The sequence below is a fragment of the Arthrobacter alpinus genome, assembly GCF_900105965.1.
GTDB lineage: Bacteria > Actinomycetota > Actinomycetes > Actinomycetales > Micrococcaceae > Specibacter > Specibacter alpinus.
In genome coordinates, this window is sequence record NZ_FNTV01000001.1 from 1783258 (window position 1) to 1804302 (window position 21045).

The window sequence follows — 21045 nt, forward strand, 5'->3', positions numbered from 1 at the left end:
CGGGTCTCGACAAGCTCGGCCAGCGAGCTACGAGGAGTAGGCGCTGTTTTCTTCGACGTACGCGTGTGTGAGGTCGTTCGTCCAGATGGTGGCCTCGGCCGAACCGGCGTTGAGGTCGATCTCGACGGTGACTTCACGGGGGGTGAGGTCCACGAGGTCTCTGGAGTCGCCGATGCAGCCGTTGCGGCAGATTTGAATGCCGTTGATGCTGACGTTGATCTTGTCCGGATCGAAGACGGCGTCGGTGGTGCCTACGGCAGAGAGCACACGGCCCCAGTTGGGGTCGTTGCCGAAGATGGCCGCCTTGAAGAGGTTGGAGCGGGCCACTTCGCGTGAGACTACCTCGGCGTCGCGTTCGCTGTCTGCGTTCTTGGTGATGATGGCGATGTCGTGGCTGGCACCTTCTGCATCCGCAATGAGTGAACGGGCCAGCGTGGCGCACACCTGTGTGAGGCCTGCGGTGAACTCGTCCATGTTCGGGATTGCCTTGGATGCCCCGGAGGCCATGAGCAGCACGGTGTCATTGGTTGACATGCAACCGTCGGAATCTGCCCGGCTGAAGGTGACGCGGACGGCGTCGCGCAGGGCGGCGTCGAGGGCCTCAGTTTCAACACCGGCGTCGGTGGTGATGACAACCAGCATGGTGGCCAGGCCGGGGGCCAGCATGCCAGCGCCCTTTGCCATTCCACCGATGGTGTAGCTGATTCCATCCTCGTTGGCAGGTAAGGTCCACACCGCTTCCTTGGGGACAGTGTCGGTGGTCATGATCGCGGCAGCGGCGGCAGCTCCGCCCTCGGCCGTCAGGGCAGCGGCAACAGCCTCAACGCCGGGCAGGATCTTGTCCATGGGCAGCTGTTCGCCGATCAGGCCGGTGGAGCAGACAGCAATGTCCGTGGCGGAGAGGCCCAATACTTCGGCAACTTTCTCGGCCGTGGCGTGCGTGTTCTGGAACCCCTCGGGGCCCGTGCAGGCGTTGGCGCCGCCGGAATTCAGGACTACTGCGTCAACGCGGCCGTCACTGAGGACCTGGCGGGACCAGTGAATGGGAGCGGCCGCCACACGGTTGGTGGTGAAGACTGCTGCGGCGTGGAAGTCAGGACCGTCGTTGACCACGAGGGCCATATCCGGGTTGCCTGATTTCTTGAGTCCGGCTGTTACGCCGGCGGCCCGGAAGCCAAGTGGGGTGGTCACGCTCATGGTGCTACTCCTTGGAAGGTCAGGCCTGTGGTTTCGGGCAGGCCGAGTGCAATGTTCATTGACTGTACCGCCCCGCCGGCCGTTCCCTTGGTGAGATTGTCAATGACACAGCAGACAATCACCCGGTTGACGTGGGCATCGTAGGCGATCTGCAGGGCTGCGTAGTTTGAACCCTGTACTGATTTAGTGGTGGGCCACTGGCCTTCGGGGAGTAAACGCACAAATGGTTCCTCCGCGTAGGCTTCTTCCCAAATTTCGCGAAGAGCCGTTGCTGGATCCTCCATCGCGGCGATTTCGGCGGAAACCTTGGCTGTGGCGGTGGTGAGGATGCCACGGCTCATGGGCGCCAGGGTGGGGGTGAAGGAAACCTTCACGTCCAGACCGGAGGCGTTGGAGAGGCCCTGTTCGATCTCGGGGGTGTGCCTGTGGCCGCCACCAACGCCGTAAGGACTCATGGAGCCCATGACCTCGGAACCAATGAGGTTGATTTTGGCGGCCTTGCCGGCGCCGGAGGTGCCCGATGCTGCGACAATCACGACGTCGTCCGGCAGCAGGGCGCCGGCGGCAAAGCCGGGCATGAGGGCCAACAATGAGCTCGTGGGGTAGCAACCCGGAACAGCCACGCGCTTAGAGCCGCGGAGCTTTTCACGGTGGCCTGGTAGTTCAGGAAGACCATAGGGCCAGGTGCCGGCGTGTTCTGAACCGTAGAATTTTTCCCATGCCGCAGCATCCTGCAGGCGGTGGTCGGCTCCGGCGTCGATCACCAGGGTGCTTTCGGGCAGCTGGGCCGCGATGGCAGCCGAGGCTCCGTGCGGCAGGGCCAGGAAAACAACATCGTGTCCCGACAGGTTCTCCACCGTGGTCTCAACCAGGACGCGATCGGCCAGGGCGTGCAAGTTCGGGGCAAGGCTGCCCAAGCGGGTGCCGGCGTTACTGTGCGCTGTGATGGCGCCGATCGTTACGTTGGGGTGGCTGGCCAGCAGGCGCAGCACCTCTCCCCCGGCGTAACCACTGGCTCCGGAGACGGCTACTGAAATTGTCATAAGTCGACTATACAGCAGAACTATTCATAGTCACCGATATTTATCCACAAATGTTCCTCCGGGATGTGAGAGCCGTCCTATGATGAACGTTAGAGGGCTTGCCTTGCCCCCGCGAGACTTACCGATTTGGAGTTCACCATGACCGAGTACGCCAACGCCATCGTCGCCACCGCCCCTGGTGGTCCCGACGTCTTGGAACTAACCCAAGTCCCCATGCCCGTGGCCGCGCCCGGCGAATTGCTCGTGAAGATTGCTGCCGTAGGCGTGAACTTCATCGAAAGTTACCAGCGCGAGGGCATCTACAAGGTCCCCTACCCCTTCACTCCGGGAACGGAGGCGTCAGGCCAGGTGGTTGCCGTGGGTAACAACGTGGCAGGCTTCGCAGTGGGTGACAGCGTTGCCACGGCTGAAGGCATCGCTTGCTACGCCGAATACGCCATCTTTCCGGCCGAGAAGGCGTTTCATGTTCCGGCGGGCGTGCCCATGGATGTTGCTGCGGCGCTCCCCCTGCAGGGCATGACGGCTCATTACCTGATGAATTCCACCTATCACGTTGAGCCTGGCCAGACCGTGCTGCTGCACGCCGGCGCCGGGGGCGTTGGGCTGCTGCTGACGCAGATGCTGAAGGAACGCGGCGCCCGGGTCATCACAACGGTTTCCACAGAAGAAAAAGAAGAACTATCCCGCGTGGCCGGCGCCGACGAGGTTCTGCGCTACGAGAACTTTGCCCCAAACGTGCGCGAATTCACCGACGGCATTGGCGTTGATGTGGTGTTCGACGGCGTTGGCAAGGACACCTTCGACGGCTCGCTTGCATCGCTGCGCACCCGGGGCATGCTGGTGCTCTTTGGCGGCGCGTCAGGTCAGGTGCCGCCGCTTGATTTGCAGCGGTTGAACAGCGGCGGCTCACTGTTCGTCACCCGCCCCACGCTGGGCAACTACCTCCTGAACGCCCAGGAGCGCAGTTGGCGTTCAACGGAGGTGTTCAATGCGGCCGCTTCGGGTACATTGACGGCCCGCATCGGCGCCCGATTCCCGCTTGCCGAGGCAGGCGCGGCCCATGCCGCCTTGCAGGGACGCGTCACCACGGGCAAGGTCATCCTGGAGCCTTAGTCGGTTCCGCCTCCAGGTGAACTCCGCCGGTTACACCCGGCAGTACATCGCTTAAAGCCTTCGGGCGGGCGCGGAATGAATTCCGTGCCCGCCCGAAGGCTTTTTGTTGCCGCCGTTGGAGTTAGTGGCCTGCCCTTCTTCTACGGGCCACCCTGAACGCCGTCATCCCCGCCAAAAGCATCAACACGGCGACCCCAGCAAGCACCGCGAAATTGACACCGGTGCTGGCGAGGTGGTCCTCCGCGGACGGCGTGTCCGTCGCCAGCACAGTTGCCGGGACGCTCGGGCCTGTTGTTCCGCCAGGTCCCTCGTTTCCACCAGGGTTCACAGTATCCGTGGGATCCGTGCCGGGGCCCGGATCGGGACTCCCCGGTTTGCTCGGCTCGTTGGCCGTAGCGTTCACAAGAACCGCGACCGTGCGTGCGGGGACGCTGACGGTTCCGCTCTTGGCATCCCAGCTCGTCTGCTTGACCACGGGGTCGAGCCCGTTTGACTGCACCTGTGCGAGGGCGTAGTCGCGGCCGGCGAGGGCACCGACAGTCTGGCTGGCGGAATCAGGGCCGGCGTTGAAAACAACGAGAGCGCCGTCAAGCGCGGGATCCGCGTCGTCGCCCACAAGGTCGTCGATGCTCATGACGATGACTCCAGGTGTTGCCTCGGTTCCGCTGCCCGGGAACGACACCTTTTGCGAGATGAGCTCGGCGGAGCCCAGACGCAGCAAGTCGATCGATGAACGCAGTCGCAGCAGATCGAGCGCGCCCGCTTCCGCGGCGGAGATGTCGGCAGGCTGGGGCTTGTTGGCCGCATTCTCTAACAGGGGCTTCATCGCTGCCCAGTGATCCCCGTTGTCTGCCTTCGGTGGCAGCCCCGAACCAAACGTTGACTCCTGCCCCGTCCAGTCAATGCGGTTGAACCAGTCACCGGAGTTGTAACTGTTGCGGTCCAATGACTTGGAGCGCAGCAGCTCTGTTCCCGCGTGCCAGAATGACGGCGTCTGGGCCAGTGTTGCGGTCGCCAGCGACAGGGTGTTCATGCGCACGCGGTCGGCCATCGTGGTGTCGGCGGGCAGCTTGAGCATGCCGATGTCGAAGAGCGTCTCGTTGTCGTGGGCGTCGACGTAGCTGATAATTTCATCGGGCTGGCTGGCGTAGCCGGCGGGTGAACCCCGGTAGTCGAGTTCGGCCCCCTTCGCCACGGTGCCGTCGGAGGTGGTCAGGCTGTAGTCGCTGAGATTTCCGGCCAGGCCGAGCTTGACCAGGTCAGTCTGGTGTTGGAGCTCGGCGAGAGCCTGCTCCGGTGTTCCATTGATCTCCGAACCGTTCGGATCGGTGGCCAGGCCGGTTCCGAACCCTTGTTGGAACTTGGTCTCACCTGCCACGGGACTGCCGCCATGCACGGCATCGCGCAGCCGGTCGCTGAAGGTGCCAACCGATGTTCCGGCCAATTGACCTTGGCTGGCCTGCTCGAAGAGCGCGTTGTCGGCGACCTCTCCGAAGTTCCAGCCCTCGCCGTAAAGCAAGATGGATTTGCCGTCAACGCCGTCTTTCTCAACGGTCAGCTCGTCGAGGGCCGCACGCACTGCCAGCATGTTCGCCTTGGAGTGGTGCGCCATGAGGTCAAAGCGGAAACCGTCAACCTTGTATTCACGGGCCCAGAGGACCACGGAGTCGACCATGAGCTTTTCGGCGGCCTTGTGCTCAGTGGCCACATTCTCACAGCATGTGGAGGTTTCAACCTTGCCATCGGCGTTGAGCCGCTGATAGTAGCCGGGAACCAGCTTGTCCAGCACCGATGCGCCGGCCTGTCCTGATGCCGCCGTGTGGTTGAACACCTGGTCAAGCACCACCTGCAGGCCGGTTGCGTGCAGGGCACCGACCATTTCGCGGAATTCGGCGACGCGGGCGCCGCCCTCCGGGTCAACGGCATAGGAACCTTCGGGAACCTGAAAATGGAGTGGGTCGTAGCCCCAGTTGTAACCGTCTTGATTGGCGACAGCACCGGCACAGGCCTGCTGCTCCTCGGATCCGGCGCCGAACGAGGCGAGGTCGCAGTCCGGGGCCTTCTGGGCTGCGCGGTTCTCCTCAATCGTGGCAAGGTCAAAGGTGGGCAGGAGGTGCACCGTATTGATGCCTGCTGCTGCGAGTTCCCGGAGCTGGGCCGTTCCGGCGCTGTCGCGGGTGAAGGCACGGTAGGTGCCGCGCTCTTCTTCCGGCACGGTGGTGTCGCCAATCGAGAAATCACGCGCGTGCAGCTCGTAGATTGAACGGTCACCCTGCTTCGAGATGACAGGCGCTGACGTGGTTTCCCACTGCTTGGGTGCCCAAGCGGGCGAATCGAGGTCGACGGCGATTGAACGGGTCGAGTTCGTCGTCAGGGCGATCGAGTATGGGTCCGTCACCTGGTTGGTCTCGACCTTGCCTGTTGAGTGGGTGTAGACGTCAACCTCCCAGAGGTAGTGTGCGTTCTCCGCGATCACGTTGGGTGCAGCCGTCCACGTTCCGGCGGCAGCATCCCACGTTGCGGCAGTACGCACCGGCTCTCCCGAGCCGTCCGTTGGCCATGTCAGCAGTGTTGCCTTCTGTGCAGTGGGCGCCCACAAGGTGAAGGTGGGACTGCCGGTGCTCCACTTGATTCCGAGGGTGCGCCCGGCCAGGGACCCGGCGTACAGACTGTCGAGGACACCGGGGAGCTGCACGCCCGTGTAAGCGTTGAGTGCGCCGTCACGTGTCTGGGCGATTTGCAACTGCTCCTTGAGGAGCCCGGCTGTTTTCGCCTGGTCCAGGGCTGCAGGGCGCAGCACGATGTAACCGGTCTTTAGCGCAGGAAATGTTGCAAGCTGTTCAGCCGAGAATCCTGCGGAATCGTAGCTGAGGTCAATGGCGCTGCCGCCACTGACGGCTCCGCCTGTCACCATCAGGGCTGCCGATGCCGAGTGAAACAGCTGCCAGGAGGCATTTGCAGCAGGGACCTGGCCGAGCAATGCTGCAGGCCAGGCGAGGGTGTTTTCATCGATCCACTTGGCCTGAAGCGTGCCGAGACCGGCGAGCGGCGGATCTGCAACGTCGATCTCAAGGATGTGCGTTGCCAGGGTGTAGCGGAAGTTGATCTGCTTGCCGGTGCTGGCTGAGAACGCAAGGTTCTCGCCGCCGGGTGCGCCGCCACCCCCGTAGTTCTCGTCCCACCCAAGGCCATGCGCTGTTTTGACGGAGTAGTTGCCGGCCGCGAGCTTGTCGGTCGAGAATTCGTAGACGCCGTCGCCGTCGCCGTCATGCATGGATGTTGCAAAGCAGGCTGGTTTCCAGTCTTCACTGCAGCCGAGCTGCTTCTGAAAATCACCGGCAAGCGTGATGATCGGTGCCTGCGAGCTGTTTTGTGCCATCTTCGTTGCGGGGTTCCAATAGAAGGTGACCGGTCCGCCGTCGTGCGTGTACATCAGGTTCTTCGCTCCGCCTCCGGAGTCGCCGCCTGAGCCATAGGCGAGATCCCAGCTGCCGTTCATGGCCACCTTGTATTCGTAGGAGCCCGCCGGCAGCTCGAAGGTGCCGGTGTAGATGCCATCCTCGTTCTTGGTAAGTTTTGCCGTTTCACAGGCGGGCTGCCAGTCGGCGGCGCAGCCCATGGCGACATTGTGGCTGCCGGGGACTGAAACCATGGTGATCTCGGCCTCGGGGGCTTCGACCTCCTCGGTGGTCACGGCGAATCCTGCGGAGCCGTAACTGGACGCGGCGCTGTGGTTGCCTGCGGCATCCGTCGTCACCGCACGGTACTCAACCAAGGTGCCGGCCGGCAGTGATTCGCTGTCGTGAAACACTCGGGGCGCAGCGCTCTCCGCGGTGCCGAGCGGCATCCATTCCTCGCCGCCCACAACACGGTAGGCAAAACTCGTCTCAGCCCAGGCATTCTGGTCGATGGTTGCGCTCACTGCGGTACTTCCGGTGAGCGCTGCACCCGCGGCGGGGAGGTTGAGCGCGATGTCAGTGGCGGCGGACGCCGTGACGCCCTTGTCGGCACGGTACACAACCGCGCTCATAGGGGGCACGGTGATGGTGGTTGCACCTTTTCCGTCGCTCTTAACCGCCGAGTCTGCTCCGTAGAGAGGCTCGAACCCACCGTTTTGTGTCAGCGTGGTCACCGCAACAGACTTTTCCTCAGTGGCGTTGTTCAAGGCAACCAGGTATTCCACCTTTTCGTCTCGGTCAACGCGGGAGAACGCGTAGATGCCCGCACCGTCGTCTGCGTAACGCTGGATCTGTGCGCCCTGCGCCAGGGCGGGATGGTCGGCACGTAGCTTGGCGAGTGCCGCAATGTGCCGGTAGAGGGGCGCCTCCGTGTCGAAGCGGTCCTCGGTGCCAATTGTTTCGCCTGTGACGAGCTTCTGCTCTGCATATTCAGCCACCCGCGTGCCAAAGAGGCTCTGGCGCGAATTCTTGTCTTTTCCATCGCCCTCGCCAGCGAAGCCCTGCTCGTCTCCGTAGTAGATCACCGGCTGTCCGCGGGTGAGGTAGAGCAGCTCGTGGGCGAGTTCGTCGCGTTCCAGGGGGTTGGCTGTGTTGTTCGCAAAGTAGCCAACACGACCCATGTCGTGATTGCCAAGGAAGGTGGGCAGCGCTGTCGGCGAGTTCTTGGTCGTCGTGAAATAGTCATCCCCGGCAAAAAGTGTTTGCAGTCCCCGCGCGGAGTTGCCGGTGGCATAGCCCACAGCACCATCTTGGAAGGCAAAGTCGAGAACCGAGTTCATCTCTGTCTTGCGTACGTAAGGGGAAAGGATCTTCTGGTCGGCGCTGTAAACCTCGCCAAACATGAAGAAGTCCTCCTTGCCGTTGGCGTGGGCATAGTCCAGCACCCCGGTGGTCCACTTCTGCCAGAACTCAAGGTTGACGTGCTTGACGGTATCGATGCGGAAACCGTCGATGCCGAAATCAACCCAGTCTTGGAACACCTCGACAAATCCGTCAACCACCTTCGGGTGTTCGGTCATGAGGTCGTCGAGACCGCTGAAGTCGCCGTACGTTTCAGACTCACCCGACCAGATGGAGTCGCCACGGTTGTGGTACAGCGAGGTGTCGTTCAGCCACGCCGGAACCTTGAGGTTCTTGTCCGCGTCCTGGACTTTCGGCGTGTAGGGGAAGCTGGTGGCAGGGTCAAGATCCGGGAAGGTGTCCGTCCCGGCAAAGTCCGCGGGGTCAAAGGGTGCCCCGGACGCGTCCTTGTAGGGCGCGTCCTTTTTTTCCAGGTAGGAGTTTTGGTTTTGTTCGTTGGCAATGACATCAGCCGTGTGGTTGGTGATGATGTCGAAGTAGACCTTGATGCCCTTGGCGTGCGCCTCGTCGATGAGTGCCGACAATTCGTCGTTCGTGCCAAGGTGTGGGTCGATTTGGGTAAAGTCAGTCACCCAGTAGCCGTGGTAGCCGGCCGATGCATCCGCCCCTTCGCCCTGCACTGGGCGGTTCTTGAAGCTCGGCGTCAGCCAGATGGCGGTGGCGCCCAGGCCCTCGATGTAGTCGAGGCGGTTGCGCAGTCCGGCGATGTCGCCGCCGTTGTAAAACCCTTTGTCACTCGGATCGTAACCACTAAGCAGGCGGCCACCCTCGATCCCCGCCTCGTCGTTTGAGGTGTCACCGTTGTCGAAACGGTCGGTCATCACAAAGTAAAAATTCTCGCCCGCGCCGGCTTGGCGGACGGGAGCCTTGACCAGTGCATCGTCCGCGGCGCTGTAGTCGCCGCGCAGCTCAAGCGGTTGGACACCGATCCGTTTCGTGGTGTCATCAAAAGTGACCCGGAGCCGGCTCTCCCCCGCAAGCGCCAGCGGAATGTTCTCGCTGCCGTGACCATAGGCCTCATCCCAGGACCCGTTCACGGCGACTTTGTAGTTGAAGGAACCAGCGGGAAGGGTGAAGTCCGCAGCGTAGACGCCGGCGGTGCCGGTCTCGACAAGTTTTGTCTCCGGGCAGTCCGGTGCCCAGTCAGCCGCGCAACCGAGTTCATCCTGCAGGTCACCCGCCAAAGTGAACACGCGCCCGTCCGCCGCGTCGGCTCCCGTGGCCGTGGCGAATGCAGGTGCCAGCAAGGCTGAAGCTGCGAGAGCGCCCGAGAACGCCAGGGCAAGCGCTCGTCGGGCACGCAGATAGTCTGTCATCTTTGACTCCAATGGTGATATGGCACACATGGTGCACGGCAATGACTGCGACGCTAGCAGCGTACGAAGACTTAATGCAAGCGTTTCCATAGGGTGACGCCCGATTGCTAGAAATACTGTCCAAAGGTATTGATTAAGTACTGGAAACGCTTACAAAGTTGTCGCGCAAAGCACACAACAGGGCACCAAAGGAGCTAAGACTGAGTTTGGAGTCTGCCGTCGGCAGTCTGGCCGGCGCCAATCAGCGCACGGTCGGCCCCGGTTCCACTCCCATTCCCTGCCCCAGTCCGAACATGGTCCACTGCCGACTCACTGCGTAACGCGGCAGGTTCCGTTCAACTTCCGTTCATCTTGATGGTGCATGGTGTGGCAGTGAACCCTGCCTCATTGAATATCCCCGAGACTCAAGCAACCGCTTCCCCGGAACAGATAGCGTCAGCCGAATTTACCGCCCAGATGCCAGGCAGCGAACTGGCAACCGAGCCCAGAACACTATGGGACATCTTGCAGGCAACGGCGGAATTGAACCCGGATGCCACCGCCTTGGACGATGGCATGAAGTCACTCAGCTACGACGAACTCCTCAAGGCCGTGCGAGCCAAGGCCCGGGAACTGACTCAGGCAGGACTCGGTGCCGGGGACTGTGTTGGGGTGCGGATCCCCTCCGGAACAGCCGAGCTTTATCTTGCTATTTTGGCCATACTTTCCATCGGCGCCGCCTACGTGCCCGTGGACGCCGACGATCCAGAGGAACGGGCCGCGCTGGTCTTTGGCGAGGCCCGAGTTGCTGCCGTGCTCGGTGACCCGGAGGCAGACAAAGCGCTAACCATGTTCCTGGAGCGCCCCACACCCTTCCCCGCCCCCGAGCTCCACAGCCCGCGGACGATGCCTGGATCATCTTCACCTCCGGCTCCACCGGCACCCCGAAGGGTGTGGCCGTGAGCAACCGCTCAGCTGCCGCGTTCGTCGATGCAGAGTCCCGAATTTTCCTGCAGGACGAACCGATCGGACCCGATGACCGGGTACTCGCCGGATTGTCTGTGGCCTTCGATGCCTCGTGCGAGGAAATGTGGCTGGCCTGGCGCTACGGCGCCGCCCTGGTCCCGGCTCCGCGTTCCCTGGTCCGCTCCGGCATGGACCTTGGCCCGTGGCTGATTTCCCACGGCATCACGGTTGTCTCCACCGTCCCCACACTCGCGGCCCTCTGGCCTGCCGAGGCCATGGAATCAGTACGACTGCTCATCTTTGGCGGCGAGGCCTGCCCGCCGGAACTTGCTACGCGATTGGCTGTCAAGGGACGCGAGGTGTGGAACACCTATGGCCCCACCGAGGCGACGGTGGTTGCGTGTGCCGCGCCACTGGGCGGCGAAGGTCCCGTTCGGATTGGCTTGCCGCTGGATGGTTGGGACCTCGCCGTGGTTGACTCCGCCGGCGCACCCGTGGCCGAAGGCGAGGTTGGCGAATTGATCATTGCCGGCGTTGGTCTGGCCCGTTATCTCGACCCTGCCAAGGCTGCCGAAAAATATGCACCCATGCCCGCATTTGGCTGGAATCGTGCCTACCGCAGCGGTGACCTGGTGCGCCTTGACAGCGCCGGACTGATCTTCATGGGCCGCGCCGACGACCAGGTGAAACTGGGCGGGCGGCGCATTGAACTTGGTGAAATCGACGCCGCGCTGCAGGCCCTGCCCGATATTTCCGGCGCCGCTGCCGCCGTGCAGGACACGGCAGGTGGCAGCCAGCTTCTAGTCGGTTACTTGGTTGCGGCCCCCGGGACCACCCCGGATGCGGCCGCGCTGCGAGAGGTCCTGGCCGAATCCCTGCCGGCACCCCTGATCCCCCTGCTCACCTTCACAGATTCCCTACCTACAAAGATCAGCGGAAAAGTTGACCGCAAGGCTTTGCCGTGGCCGTTGGAACAACCCGCGGACGACGGCGGATCCCTCGCCGGAACGCTGGCCCCGGACGCGCAGTGGGTCCTTGAGCAATGGCGGTCAGTCTTGGGCGGCTCACCCTCCTCGCTCGATACCGACTTCTTCGCCAGCGGCGGCGGCAGTTTGGCTGCCGCCCAGCTGGTCTCGGCCCTCCGCAGTCGTTATCCGCGCATCACAGTTGCCGATGTTTACTCACATCCGCGGATCGGCGCCCTGCTCGAACTCGCCCTGGGCTCGGTCCCAGCAGGCGGTACAGGCAAGCCCGTTAACCGCACTGTGGGGCGGACCCGGCGCAGCTCCCAGGTCTTCCAAACACTCATGGGCATACCGCTGCACATCCTGGTGGGCATGCGCTGGCTCACCTACCTGATGGCACTGAACAACTTCGCCGCATGGCAGGGCATCTTGGCCGGCGCGCCCACCATCTCATGGTGGTGGATACTGGCGTCGTGGGTGGTCTTCGTTTCCCCTTGGGGGCGCATGGGCATCTCGGTGGTCTCGGCACGGCTGCTCCTCCGCGGTGTCCGAGCTGGCAGTTATCCGCGCTCTGGCAAGGTCCATCTGCGGCTGTGGCTTGCAGAGCAAATTGCCGACATGTCCGCCGCGGTCTCTCTGGCCAGTGCCCCCTGGGTCCCTTACTACGCCCGTGCGCTGGGTGTGAAGATGGGCAGGAACGTGGACCTGCACTCGGTGCCACCAGTGACGGGCCTGCTCCGCTTGGCCGAGGGTTGTTCCATTGAACCCGAGGTGGATCTTTCGGGCTGGTGGATCGATGGTGACTGGGTACACATTGGCGAAATATCCATTGGTGCCGGTGCGGTTGTTGGCGCCCGCAGCACGTTGATGCCTGGCGCCCGCATTGGTGCCGGCGCCCACGTGGCGCCAGGATCCGCGGTGCGAGGAAAGATCAAGCAGGGCGTTACGGTTTCCGGATCCCCCGCCGAGAGGACCGGAAAGGCCAAGCATTCTTGGCCGGATCTGCGCACCGCCACCTCATGGAAGCGCGACCTTCCCTTTGCCGGAGCATCCGCACTGTTATCCATGATTCCTTTTGTGGCGGCAGGAGCAGCCGTGTGGACAGTTCTGGCGGCCATCAGCGGTCAGAACTCCTTCTCGGCGTCGATCCCCACACTTCTTTGGGCTGTCCCGCTGGCCGCATTGGCCTGGTTTGGGACCCTGCTGGTCCTGATTCTGGTGACCGTGCGGCTGCTGGGCGTGGGATTGAAGGAGGGACACTACCCGGTTCGCAGCAGAATCGGGTGGCAGGTTTGGGCCACCGAGCGGGTGTTGGACATGGCTCGTGATCTCTTGTTCCCCATCTACGCCAGTCTCTTTACCCCGGTCTGGCTGCGCCTGCTCGGCGCCAAGGTAGGCAAGAACGTCGAAGCCTCAACCGTGTTGCTCCTGCCGAAGATGACAACCATCGGCTCCGGTGCTTTCCTTGCCGATGACACCATGATCGCCTCCTACGAGTTGGGCGGCGGATACATCCACATTGCCCCTGCCAAGGTAGGCAAGCGGTCCTTCCTGGGCAACTCGGGCATGGCGGCAGCCGGGCGCACCATGCCGCGAAACTCGCTCGTCGCAGTTCTCTCGGCAGCCCCGGCCAAGGCGAAGGCAGGCACCTCTTGGCTGGGCAGTCCGCCTGTCCGACTACGCCGCACCAACCTCAACACCGATGAGTCGCTGACCTTCGCCCCGCCCCTGCGGCTCAAGGTGGCACGAGCCCTGTGGGAAAGTTGCAGGCTTATCCCCACGGTGCTCTCGGTGGCCATAGCCGCGGCCGTATTGGCCGTTTTCGACGCCGTCGCCCTTGTCAGCAGCTATTGGCTCGCTGCCCTCGTTAGCGGTGTTGTCATCATGGTGGCCGGAGCCGTGGCGGCGGGCAGTTCGGTGGCCGCAAAGTGGCTGCTGGTTGGCCGCATCAAGCGCGGCGAACATCCGCTGTGGAGCTCCTTCATCTGGCGGAACGAGGTTGTGGATACGTTTATTGAAATGGTGAGTGCGCCGTGGTTTGCGCGCGCCGCCGTGGGCACTCCTGCAATGGTGTGGTGGCTGCGCGCGCTCGGCGCCAAGATCGGCCACGGCACCTGGTGCGAAAGCTACTGGCTGCCCGAGGCCGACCTTGTCTCGCTGGGCGAAAGCTCAACCGTCAACCGCGGGTGCGTCATCCAGACGCACCTGTTCCATGACCGGGTCATGGCCATTGATACGGTTACGCTGGAAGCCGGGGCCACCATGGGCCCGCACGGGGTGATTCTGCCGGCGGCAAGGATCGCTACAAGCGGTACCGTTGGCCCGGCGTCCCTCGTAATGCGCGGTGAAAGCGTACCTGCCAGCAGCTATTGGATGGGCAACCCCATCAGCCCCTGGAAGGGTCCGGAATTTGCCGACCGCGCCTGATCCCCCAACTGATTCGGAAACCTGATCCAGCATGAGAATCCTGCACCGCCCCCGTCATCTGGCTACCTCGGAGGTCCCGACCGCCCCGGACCCGTACATTCCCACACATGGCAGTACCAGTTTCGCGGTGGAACACTATGACCTTGAGCTGACGGTGCGGCTAGCTGGGAACCAATTGCAGGGCCGGGCCATCATGACGGCAAAGGCGCTTGTTCCCCTGGTTTCAGTTGACCTTGACCTCGTCGGGTTGGGCATGGACAAGGCCTCCGTAGATGGGAACCGGGTCGTCAAGCATGCCCAGCGTGCGGGGAAATTGCACCTACAGCTGCCATCGCCGGTGGCGGCGGGTGCGGAGTTCACCCTCGACATCCGCTACAGCGGCATACCGGCGCCCAACAACGGCCAATGGGGTGAAGTCGGCTGGGAGGAACTGGCCGACGGCGTCTTGGTCGCCGGCCAGCCCACCGGCGCACCAACCTGGTTCCCCTGCAACGACCGGCCCGATGACAAGGCTTCCTACCGGATCACTGTCACCACAGACGCCGACTACACGGCTGTATGCAACGGCACCTTGATTTCCCACACGAAGAAATCCAGCCGGGAAACCTGGGTCTATGACCAGCCCGCACCCATGGCAACATATCTCGCCACGGTGCAAATAGGCCGGTACAAATTGCTCGCCTTGCCGGCTTCGTCTGGTCAGTGCCAGCTCCCCATAACGGTGGCCGTTCCGAAAAAGCTTCAGTCCAAGGCAGCCACCGCCTTGGCAAGGCAGCGGGAAATGGTGGACGTCTTCACGCAATTCTTTGGGCCGTATCCATTTCCCACGTACACGGTGGTGGTGACGGAGGATGAGCTGGAAATACCGCTCGAGGCACAATCGCTCTCCATCATTGGCGCAAACCACCTCGATACCGGTTGGGAATCCCAACGCCTGATTGCCCACGAGCTCTCACACCAGTGGTTCGGCAACTCCCTGACTTTGGCATCGTGGCGCAACATTTGGCTCCATGAGGGCTTTGCCTGCTACGCAGAGTGGCTCTGGTCCGAAGAGAGCGGCTCCATGACCATCGCCGAACGGGCAGCCGCGGCGTACGCAAATCTGCTCGCCGAACCAGTTGCCATGACCGTGGGTGACCCCGGCCCGGAACACATGTTTGACGATGCGGTCTACAAACGCGGTGCGCTGGCCCTGGCGGCCATACGTACCGCGGCCGGTGATGCCAACTTCTTTGCCCTGCTCCAACGGTGGGTGGCGGAGAACCGCCACGGTTCGGTGTCCACGGCCGCTTTCGTGGCCTTGGCCGATGACATGTGTGGCGATGTTGCGGGATTCTCGGCGGCTGACGTCCTTATGCCGTGGTTGTACCGGCAGTCACTACCGTCGCTCCCCCTCGGATAGGACACCGCAGCCGAAAGGACACTGCGGCGGCAACCGACTCATCCAAGGGAGGTAATCAGGCTACGGTGGTAAACATGCCTGCAGCCACCCCTAGTGAACACTCCCGCCCTATACCGATTCTTCTGTCAGGATTTGGTCCGGTTGGGCAGGAATTTTTCAACAGGATCCGAGCCCACCATGGCAAGGATTTCTACGTGGCCGGCATCCGCGGTCGAACGGATGAGGTCAGGCCTGGCCCGGACACTGTTCTGCCGGACCGGGCCCACTGGAATGCACTCACCCCGATCGCAGAGTTTCTTCAACAAACCAGCGCGCTGATCCTCGTACAGGCCATTCCGTCGTCCCCGAAGCCCACCCGCGTGCCGTTGAAGAGGCAATCACGGCGCTGCGCCACGGCGTCGACCTCGTGACGGCTACGAAAAATCACCTCCTCACACACTGGAAGGAACTCGAAGCTGCGGCCCAAGCCGGCGGTAGCCGCATTCGAATCTCGGGAGCCACAGGCGCGGCCTTGCCGGCCGCGGACGTTGCCAGAATTGGTGTCAATGGGCTGGACTGCCGGAGCATCCGGGCCTGTCCCAACGGAACCTCAACGTTCGTCCTGGATCGTATGGACCAGGGCATTAGCCTCAAGGACGCCGTCAACGAGGCACAGCGGCTCGGCATAGCCGAGGCCACTACCAGCGCCGACCTCTCCGGATCCGACGCTGCCACCAAGACGAGCCTGATCGCCGGCCTGCTGTGGGGTTGGGACGTATCTAAGATCAGTGTTGGAAAAGAGGCCATCGATGAGAACTCGGTCCGCCGTGCAAGAACCTCTGCCAGTTCGAGCCAGCGACTTCGTGCAGTTGCCACGGCATCGGTTGACCAGCCGTTGAACGTCACCGTGCGATTGGAAGCCGTCGGGTCCACCGACCCGCTCTTTCACATTTTGGGCCCGGAAAAGGCCATGACCTTCCACTGCCCCGAAGCCGGGGACATCACTGTCCAAGGCGGTCGTTCCAGCCCAGCTGGAGCTGGCCTGGCCCTGGTCAAGGATGTCCTCAATTTGATGCCCGCCCGGACGTCGGGCTTTCGCTGATGGCTCTCTCACGTCTTGGCACCCACTGCCACTGCGGCGGCGAAGCCTTCGGGTAAACCAACTCTGGCGGATTCAACATCCCACACCTGCGCAGCAGGCCCTTGCTTCCCATTTTCGTTCCCGGGAAACGCCTCGATACGCGTGGGATCCGTACGCAGGCCGAGGCCCGAGACCTTTGCCAGCGCTTCCTTGCGCGCCCAGGCTGCCGCCCGCCATGCATCCTGCCCGCCTGGGGCGATCTGGGACAAACGCAACTTTTCGGCAGAACTCAGCGCCACGTCGTCGAACCCGTCAAAGGCCACCGAGGCAAGTTGCTGTACATCAACACCAATCCCCACACCAGCGAAGGGAACCATGGCCGCCACGGCCCAGCCGTGGCTGCGTGAAAAACTGACCGAGACGGCAGCCGGCTCACCGCGCAGCAAATAGCCCGGGCGGCCATGTGAGGGATAAGGATTTGGCCCGCATTCTGGGCAGCTATACGCGGAGACCAGCTCGCCCGGCGCCGCATCCAGCAGCTCGGCCGCCATGATTCGCTGAACCACTCGACCGGCGATGAAGTCACGCCGCGTTGGTGCATCGAGGATGGTGTCGGCACGGGCTTGTTCGGCAGCGTCCAACCATCCTTGCAGTCCCGGATCCACGGTCCCCAGTTCGAACGCCTGAACCAGGACATGACGGCGGAAAGGCGGGTCATATTGATGCTCGTTCACCTTGGCTCCACTTTCTGTTCATACTCCGTATTCTCGGCAACGTTAGGGTCAGGTCATGACTCGACCCACCCCTGATTTCACCGGTTTTACCGTTATTGACAACGACGACGACGATCCGGTTCTGTTGGCCCCGGATGGATCCCCGGTTGACACCTGGCGGGACGGATATCCCTATGCTGCACGGCTGGAACGGAACGTTTATGACATTGAAAAGCGGTTGCTGCAAATTGAGCTGCTAAAACTTCAGCAATGGATCAAGGCTACCGGGCGGCGAGTGGTGATCTTGTTCGAGGGCCGTGATGCCGCCGGCAAGGGTGGCACCATCAAGCGATTCACGGAACACCTGAACCCGCGAGGGACCCGGGTCGTTGCGCTGGAAAAGCCCAGCCAGCGCGAATCAACTCAGTGGTACTTCCAGCGCTATGTAGCCCACCTGCCCAGTGCAGGCGAAATGGTGCTCTTTGACCGCTCTTGGTACAACCGGACCGGAGTTGAGCGTGTCATGGGGTTTTGCACCAAGGAACAGTATGACGAGTTTATCCGCCAGGCACCCTTGTTTGAACGCATGCTGGTCAATGATGGCATGACGGTCATTAAGTTCTGGTTCTCCGTAACGCAGGCCGAACAACGCACTCGATTCATCATCCGCCAGGTCGATCCCGTGCGGCAATGGAAGCTCTCACCGATGGATTTGGCTTCTCTGGACAAGTGGGATGCGTACACCTCGGCCAAGGAAAGAATGTTCAAGAGAACCGATACCCGCCATGCGCCATGGACCGTTGTGAAATCCAACGACAAGAAGCGCGCCCGCCTAGCTGCCATGCGTCACGTGTTGAGCATGTTCGATTACACGGGCAAGGATCACGAGCTCGTTGGCGTGCCGGATCCGCACATTGTGGGCCCGGCATCGGCCGTAGTGGGCGAGGGCGAAGAGTTCTAGCGGCGCGGGCTATGCCTCATTGGCAGTACCAAGCCCGGCGCTAACCTCTTCTACGGCGGCCACAAGCGCTTCAACTGATGTGGGGCCACCATGCCCCTCCTCTTCCACAATGGTGAGCTTGCTGGTGGCCCATTGACGATGCAGCTTCCAGGGCGTTATTGCCGGCCCGCTGACATCGCGGCGCCCATGAATCAGGTGCCCCGGAATCCCATCAAGTTCGTGGATTCGGGGAATGATTTCCGTTTCTCCCACGAGGAAGCCGTCATTGGCCCAGTAATGGGTCACCAGGAGTGCAAAGGTCATGCGTAGTCGTTCGTCGCTAAACATGGGGCCCGGCTGCCAATAGGAACTAAACGATATATGCCAGGCTTCCCATCGGTCCCAGGCAATGGCCGCAATTCGGGCGTCTTCACGATCTGCGCCTGCGAGTCTGCGGGCGTACGCTTCCACAACCCGCTCCCCAGGCATGGCAGCGGAGGCGCGCGCCAACTCATCCCATGCCTCGGGGAAGATCCGGCCCACGCCCTCGGTGATCCAGTCAACCTCGTCGCGGTTGGTTGTGGTGACGGCCATGAGGGCAATGCCCAACACCCGGTTCGGGTGGGCCAAGGCATAGGCCAGGGCCAGGGTGCTCCCCCATGAAATACCCGTCACAATCCATTGCTCAATGCCAAGGTGCTGGCGGACAGCTTCGATGTCCTCGATCAAGGTTGCCGTGGTGTTGTCCGCCAAATGGTCCAGGTCGTCCTGGACAGTGGGTGTGCTCTGGCCGCAGCCGCGCTGGTCCAGGCCGATGGTCCAAAACTGCTCGGCATCGTGGCGTTTGCGGTAGCCGCCCTTACCCAGTGAACCGCCGGGACCGCCGTGCAGATACAGGACCGGGACACCGTCCGGGCTTCCAGTTGCTTCCCAATAGATTTTGGCGTTGGGTACATGAACCCAACCATTGTCGAAAGGTATGTTCTGGTCTGTCATTGCCCTACCCTATGGTGAGAGCCCAAGGCCCGCACCACCGTCAGCACTTCCTGTGCCACGACTTCAGCGGAACTATCCGAGCTGTCAACAACCACGTCATCCAAGGCCTGTTGGGCCAGAATGCTTTCCAACTCAACGGTGCGTTCAAGATGCCAAGCCAGCGCATCTGGGTCGTACCTGTGACGGTCACCAAGACGGGCACGTCGAACAGATTCGCTTGCCGTAATTCGGCAGACTGTTAGCGGCCGATTGCCCAGAGCCGCGCGATAGCACGGAACTTCACGCGGGTCCTCGATGACCCCGGCCAAGACAAACATTGACACACCCGCGCGGACAAAGTTGGCAGCCATGGCGGCCAGATTCGCCAGCTCAAGTTCATGGTTGAACCTGTCGTGCATGGGGGCTGGCCATGCCCGGCGTAGTTCATCCAGGTCAATGATGGCGTGCGGGAGCAATTCCCGTTCCAAAATTTCACCCAGGCGGGCCGCGACAGTAGTTTTTCCCACACCAACAGTGCCATTGAGGAAAATACTCCGCGTCACCATGTTCATAGTCCCATGCTAGGGCCTCAGCTCAGCCGTTCTGCCCCGTGCGAACCCGGTGCCGGCGCACGGCTGCACGGTTGTTGCAGCGCACCGAGCAGTACTGTTGACGTCCATTGCGGGTGACATCAACAACCACGGCGGTGCATGGATCCCCGGGAGTTTGCCCTGCGGCACAGCGCGCGAGGCGGTGCATCCCGCGAGTCGTTAGGTGCAGCGCAGTCCCGACGCTGATCACGGCCCGCAGGACATGCGGCAGGGTCTGGTTCTCGTCCCGGTAGTGCAAGTGCCAGCCTTCCCCATTGTGCTCCGTCAAGCGGGGGTATGCTGTCGCTGCCGCCATCTGGGCGTTGAGCAAAGCCGCCCGGGCTTGATGGTCGGGTGCGTCCACTACGGTGAGCCAGTCATCGATGACCACACGGACCAGCCCATGGTCATCCGGAGCTGCCGTGAACTCCATCGTCATGCCAAAGTCTCGCGTCCGTTCAAGGATGCCTTCCCTGTCCATCGGAAATTCATTGGCGAGAGATTCAGCAAGGAGAACAGCATATTCTCCGTAAGGGTTGAGATGCATAAGACCATTACAGCATAGTTGTCTGCATGACCTCAACAACAGCTTCGGAACCGACAACGACTACCCCCACGCCCGCCGACCACACACACTCGTGGGACCTGGAATCGGCTCACAATACCTCGCAGGGACGCGTGCTCTATATGAAATGCAGTGGCGGCTGTGGTGCATGGCAAGTCTTTTTGGACGCCCCTGCTTCCCGAGTCCCGACGGTGATGAGCCGGGAAGTGGGAAGGGGACGCCTAACGTGAGGAACGCTCGAAAGGCTGCCAAGCGCTCCCGTGGATTCCGAAAATCCAGCATTGCGTGGATACCGTTGAGAAATGATCAGTCTTGAGCGGACGGCAGCCATGTCCCTATCCGAAGCGTTGCCGTTGATCCGGAACTTCGCGGGGAAGGAATTGGGTTGGAACTTGCCCAATTTGCGATGGACGGAGCTGTCGACGCTGGCGCCAACCAAGCGTGGCTGTTCAGCCGCAGGTCTGGTCCGTTCTGGCAGAAAACCGGATTCACATCAGCAGGCACGAAGGCTCTTGCGGTTGCCCTGGCCTCAATTCAACAGGTTCAACTATTCACTGAAACTGGCCAGCTCGGACGTGAAGTTGCTTGGAGCCGAAGGTTTCTCGGGTGCTGTCGTTGTAGATAGTGGTGCTGCGAACCTCGGGAAAAGACTGAATCATGTACGTCAGGTCATGGCTCTGCGTTCCAATGGCAGAGCTGAGCTTCTCAAGCATGTACCGGTTGGGATCATTGACCACGTTGTACCCGGAGGCATTTTTGTCATGGCGCCCGGGTTTGCGGTCACGTACAAGCAATCCGCGGCACTCGTTGAAAAGTCTTTTAGTTCCAGGACCAAACTGTCGGGAGTCTGGGTGATGACGGCCTCACCACTTGTCGGAACCGCCTGAGAAACGAAAGTACCCGATAGGACCTTGGACAGGGGCACGGCAGGAGTTGAACTGGAGCGCTCAGATTCCACCTTCGGGGTTTGCGCT

Annotated in this window: 14 protein-coding genes and 1 pseudogene; 7 read left to right on the forward strand and 8 right to left on the reverse strand. The window is 62.0% G+C overall.

Annotation, left to right across the window (positions count from 1 at the left end):
- Nucleotides 1-27: 27 nt before the first annotated feature.
- A complete protein-coding gene (gene argJ, locus BLV41_RS08365; protein ID WP_074711321.1) occupies nucleotides 28-1197 on the reverse strand; it encodes a bifunctional glutamate N-acetyltransferase/amino-acid acetyltransferase ArgJ in 1170 nt (389 codons plus the stop codon).
- Nucleotides 1194-2240: an N-acetyl-gamma-glutamyl-phosphate reductase gene (argC, locus tag BLV41_RS08370; protein ID WP_074711322.1), complete on the reverse strand. Its 1047-nt coding sequence runs from the start codon at nucleotides 2238-2240 to the stop codon at nucleotides 1194-1196. Before argC ends, argJ begins: the two co-directional genes overlap by 4 nt.
- A gap of 138 nt (nucleotides 2241-2378) precedes the next feature.
- Here argC and BLV41_RS08375 point away from each other — a divergent pair, with 138 nt between their 5' ends.
- Nucleotides 2379-3353 (forward strand): quinone oxidoreductase family protein, encoded by a 975-nt coding sequence (locus BLV41_RS08375; RefSeq protein ID WP_074711323.1) that lies wholly within the window; start codon nucleotides 2379-2381, stop codon nucleotides 3351-3353.
- Between the two features lie 121 nt (nucleotides 3354-3474).
- On the opposite strand, the gene pulA is transcribed toward BLV41_RS08375, so the two are convergent.
- Nucleotides 3475-9489, reverse strand: coding sequence for a pullulanase-type alpha-1,6-glucosidase (gene pulA, locus BLV41_RS08380; protein WP_074711324.1), 6015 nt, complete (start codon nucleotides 9487-9489; stop codon nucleotides 3475-3477).
- A 456-nt stretch (nucleotides 9490-9945) separates the two neighbouring features.
- On the opposite strand from pulA, the pseudogene BLV41_RS08385 reads away from it, so the two are divergent.
- From BLV41_RS08385 to BLV41_RS08395, 4 genes and pseudogenes are all read left to right on the forward strand, one after another.
- Nucleotides 9946-13826: pseudogene (locus tag BLV41_RS08385) on the forward strand (Pls/PosA family non-ribosomal peptide synthetase).
- Nucleotides 13827-13857: 31 nt separating this feature from the next.
- Complete coding sequence (locus BLV41_RS08390; protein WP_074711325.1) at nucleotides 13858-15228, forward strand: M1 family metallopeptidase; 1371 nt, start codon at nucleotides 13858-13860, stop codon at nucleotides 15226-15228.
- A gap of 74 nt (nucleotides 15229-15302) precedes the next feature.
- The gene (locus BLV41_RS22290) at nucleotides 15303-15638 is read left to right on the forward strand and encodes a hypothetical protein (protein ID WP_211481614.1); all 336 of its coding nucleotides are present in this window, start codon (nucleotides 15303-15305) and stop codon (nucleotides 15636-15638) included.
- On the forward strand, nucleotides 15635-16309 hold the full coding sequence (locus BLV41_RS08395) for a hypothetical protein (RefSeq protein ID WP_211481615.1): 675 nt from the start codon (nucleotides 15635-15637) through the stop codon (nucleotides 16307-16309). Before BLV41_RS22290 ends, BLV41_RS08395 begins: the two co-directional genes overlap by 4 nt.
- 8 nt (nucleotides 16310-16317) lie before the next feature.
- On the opposite strand, the gene BLV41_RS08400 is transcribed toward BLV41_RS08395, so the two are convergent.
- Complete coding sequence (locus tag BLV41_RS08400) at nucleotides 16318-17022, reverse strand: 4'-phosphopantetheinyl transferase family protein (RefSeq protein WP_083360670.1); 705 nt, start codon at nucleotides 17020-17022, stop codon at nucleotides 16318-16320.
- 55 nt (nucleotides 17023-17077) lie between these two features.
- Between BLV41_RS08400 and ppk2 the strand changes: the two genes are divergently transcribed.
- The gene (gene ppk2, locus BLV41_RS08405; protein WP_044571835.1) at nucleotides 17078-17962 is read left to right on the forward strand and encodes a polyphosphate kinase 2; all 885 of its coding nucleotides are present in this window, start codon (nucleotides 17078-17080) and stop codon (nucleotides 17960-17962) included.
- 9 nt (nucleotides 17963-17971) lie between these two features.
- Here the strand turns inward: ppk2 and BLV41_RS08410 are convergent, their stop codons facing one another.
- The 3 genes from BLV41_RS08410 to BLV41_RS08420 are packed head-to-tail and all read right to left on the reverse strand — an operon-like array spanning nucleotide 17972 to nucleotide 20053.
- Entirely contained in the window at nucleotides 17972-18937 is a 966-nt protein-coding gene (locus tag BLV41_RS08410) for an alpha/beta fold hydrolase (RefSeq protein ID WP_074711326.1), read from the reverse strand.
- Nucleotides 18934-19488, reverse strand: a complete 555-nt coding sequence (locus BLV41_RS08415) for an ATP-binding protein (protein ID WP_074711327.1) — start codon at nucleotides 19486-19488, stop codon at nucleotides 18934-18936. Before BLV41_RS08415 ends, BLV41_RS08410 begins: the two co-directional genes overlap by 4 nt.
- Nucleotides 19489-19510: 22 nt before the next feature.
- Nucleotides 19511-20053: a CGNR zinc finger domain-containing protein gene (locus tag BLV41_RS08420; RefSeq protein WP_074711328.1), complete on the reverse strand. Its 543-nt coding sequence runs from the start codon at nucleotides 20051-20053 to the stop codon at nucleotides 19511-19513.
- A gap of 355 nt (nucleotides 20054-20408) precedes the next feature.
- Here BLV41_RS08420 and BLV41_RS08430 point away from each other — a divergent pair, with 355 nt between their 5' ends.
- Nucleotides 20409-20696: a GNAT family N-acetyltransferase gene (locus BLV41_RS08430; RefSeq protein ID WP_083360671.1), complete on the forward strand. Its 288-nt coding sequence runs from the start codon at nucleotides 20409-20411 to the stop codon at nucleotides 20694-20696.
- Here BLV41_RS08430 and BLV41_RS22045 read toward each other — a convergent pair.
- Nucleotides 20623-20784: a hypothetical protein gene (locus tag BLV41_RS22045; RefSeq protein WP_170835443.1), complete on the reverse strand. Its 162-nt coding sequence runs from the start codon at nucleotides 20782-20784 to the stop codon at nucleotides 20623-20625. The genes BLV41_RS08430 and BLV41_RS22045 overlap by 74 nt on opposite strands.
- Between the last annotated feature and the right edge of the window lie 261 nt (nucleotides 20785-21045).